Annotated in this window: 5 protein-coding genes; all 5 read left to right on the top strand. The window is 38.3% G+C overall.

The genetic code is table 11. The features are described from left to right. Positions 1-400 precede the first annotated feature (400 nt). The 5 genes from AB1414_19135 (at position 401) to AB1414_19155 (ending at position 2,258) form a co-directional block, all read left to right on the top strand. On the top strand, positions 401-766 hold the full coding sequence (locus tag AB1414_19135) for a type II toxin-antitoxin system RelE/ParE family toxin (GenBank protein ID MEW6609527.1): 366 nt from the start codon (positions 401-403) through the stop codon (positions 764-766). Beyond that, positions 756-1,052, top strand: a complete 297-nt coding sequence (locus tag AB1414_19140) for a helix-turn-helix domain-containing protein (protein MEW6609528.1) — start codon at positions 756-758, stop codon at positions 1,050-1,052. The genes AB1414_19135 and AB1414_19140 overlap by 11 nt, the downstream gene beginning before the upstream one ends. Positions 1,053-1,345: 293 nt before the next feature. Then, positions 1,346-1,483, top strand: a complete 138-nt coding sequence (locus tag AB1414_19145) for a hypothetical protein (protein ID MEW6609529.1) — start codon at positions 1,346-1,348, stop codon at positions 1,481-1,483. An 84-nt stretch (positions 1,484-1,567) separates the two neighbouring features. After that, positions 1,568-1,855 (top strand): hypothetical protein, encoded by a 288-nt coding sequence (locus AB1414_19150; protein ID MEW6609530.1) that lies wholly within the window; start codon positions 1,568-1,570, stop codon positions 1,853-1,855. Beyond that, positions 1,836-2,258 carry a putative toxin-antitoxin system toxin component, PIN family gene (locus AB1414_19155; GenBank protein MEW6609531.1) on the top strand — a complete coding sequence of 141 codons (423 nt, stop codon included), beginning with the start codon at positions 1,836-1,838 and terminating at the stop codon, positions 2,256-2,258. The genes AB1414_19150 and AB1414_19155 overlap by 20 nt, the downstream gene beginning before the upstream one ends. Positions 2,259-2,493 lie beyond the last annotated feature (235 nt).

The raw sequence follows: 2,493 nt of genomic DNA on the forward strand, positions 1-2,493 counted from the left end.
CCAGATTCGGAGCAGGAGTGGTAAGGAAGTGGCTTGGAGCAGAAGCAGCGAAGAAGTAGTCTGGAGAGAAAGTGACAAAGAAATGAATTGCTAACAAAACAATGAACCTGACAGAGCAGGTTATTTTATCGTTAGCCACAGAAAGAGATTGGAAAGTTGAATGATGGATTGTCCGTGTGCCATTGAATATGATGTGAATTAACGGGTAAGGGTATTGCCTCTGAAAAACTGTTATTCATTCGGAGACCATTGAAGGCAAAGATATAATGAGTAAATCCTTGTGTTTGTTTTATGCTTGTTTTAACCCCATTTCTAAAATAATTATAAAAATATGCTTAAAAGTTATTGACATTTTATAACGAGTAAATTATAATATAATTGAGAGGGGGCATAATAGGAAATGTTCAAGATAAACTTTTACAGGGATGCACAAGGTAAACAGCCGATAAAAGAATACCTTGTAGATCTGGCGGGCAAGTCTGATAAAGATAGCCGTATCAAGTTAAATAAGATAGACTATTATTTACAGGCGTTAAGTAAATACGGCACAAGGTTAGGAGAGCCTTTTATAAAACATATTGACGGTGAAATTTGGGAGCTTCGCCCTTTGCGTGATAGGTTTTTCTTCTTTTGCTGGAAAGGTGAGAGTTTTGTATTGCTTCATCACTTCGTAAAAAAAACGCAAAAGACGCCTAAGAAGGAAATTGAACAAGCAAAACGCAATCTTAAAGACTATATCGAAAGGAGTGGTAAGAATGAGAACTAGGTCTATTTCTCCATTAGGGGACAGCTGGGAGAGCGTGCGGGTGTCTCTCTTAACTCCAGAGGAGAGGGCGGAAACAGATATTAAAGTAACCCTCCTGGGTGAAATCATTAGGGCCAGGCAATCAAGCGGCTTGACGCAAAAGAAGCTTGAGTCGATGAGCGGGGTAAAACAACCTGTTATTGCTCGGCTGGAGCGTGGTGCTACTGACCCACAATTATCTACCATTATCAAGGTATTAGCCTCTCTGGGTAAAACACTTGCAGTAGTCCCTATCGAACACAAGTAAAAAAAGAAGTAAGTTGGGGTCGGACATTAGACCTTAATTATGGAATACGGGAACAAGAAGAAAAAGAGAAAAAATGGCGGAGTGGAACTTTTGCTAACAAATCGTTGCAGCGGACGGCGGGGGTGGACGGCTTCTCAAAGGTTTGTGGTTGACCAAAGTTTTGTTATGTATATAAAGTTTAGTAGCAATCCTCCCCACCGCCGCTGAACTCAATCGTTAGCCTGCTAAGAAGCGAAGGAACAGCAACTCGGGCAGGAAGTTACGGAGAAGAGGCTTGACAAAGAAAAGCGGCAGTGGAACGGTTTGGCGAAGAAGTTGCGAAGAAGCGAACTGGCGAAGAAGCGATTGTGAAACAGTCCGGCGGAGAAGTTGCGAAGAGTGCTAAAGCATGTCCATTTAGAAATGCAGTGTGCATCTCAATGACTTTTTAGAAGATGTAAGGGGAATTAACAGAAGGGAAGAACTTCTAATGGAAAATCTCTATTAAATTTATTCAAAAAGGTGGTGAATAGCCAATGGTAGAAACAAGTTGTTATGCTGAATTTCTCGCAGATGGTCATCTTTCAATACCTAAAGAAACCGTAGATGTATTGGGTTTAAAAATGGGTGAAAAATTCAGGTGTTTATGTGATAATGAGAATCTAATTATCTTGAAACGATTAGAAAACTCCTGGGGACAAAGATTTGGAAGGGTAGCTAAAGCTATTCAACAAGATGCGGTCGAAAAACAACTAAATAAAGTTTCAGAAGAAGAAATTAGCCAATTTATCAAGGAGTTAAGACTTGAACGAGCAAAAGGATAAGATAAAAGCAGTTGTTGATACTAATGTAATAATATCAGCTTTCTTAAAACCTGGAGGGATCTGTTCGGGCATTATTCAGGCTATCACTGAAGATAAATTTGAGTTTATGCTTTCAGATGAAATAGTTGACGAGTATCTTGAGGTATTAATCCGCAAGGGAATAAACTTAAGATTAATTAGAGAGTTAAACAGCCTGTTGGCTGAAAAGTCATTAAAAACCAAAGGATTATATAAAGTAGAACGGTCAGAAGACATAAAGGATAATATGTTTTTATCTTGTGCTCTGGAGGGAAGAGCTGACTATCTGGTTACCTCTGACCCTCATCTGGGTAATATTAAATACTATCATGGGATACAAATTATAGGGGTAAGACAATTCTTGAGATTGATAGAAACAGAATAGAATAGATGGAGAAATAAAGGTCAAGAAATAAAGGTCAGGTCAAGAAATAAAGGTCATCAAGAAATAAAGGTCAGATCTTGAATTGTCAAGAAGAAATAAAGGTCAGATCTTGAGAGGCTGTTGACAAGAAAAAGTATAGTCCCTTTGATGAGGAAGAAGTTTTAATGTATGTATAACTCTATTAAAATAAAGCACTTGAGAGGTTACACTTAAATTTACATGGATTTATTCACAC

Source organism: bacterium (assembly GCA_040755795.1).
In the GTDB taxonomy this organism is placed as follows: domain Bacteria; phylum UBA9089; class CG2-30-40-21; order CG2-30-40-21; family SBAY01; genus JBFLXS01.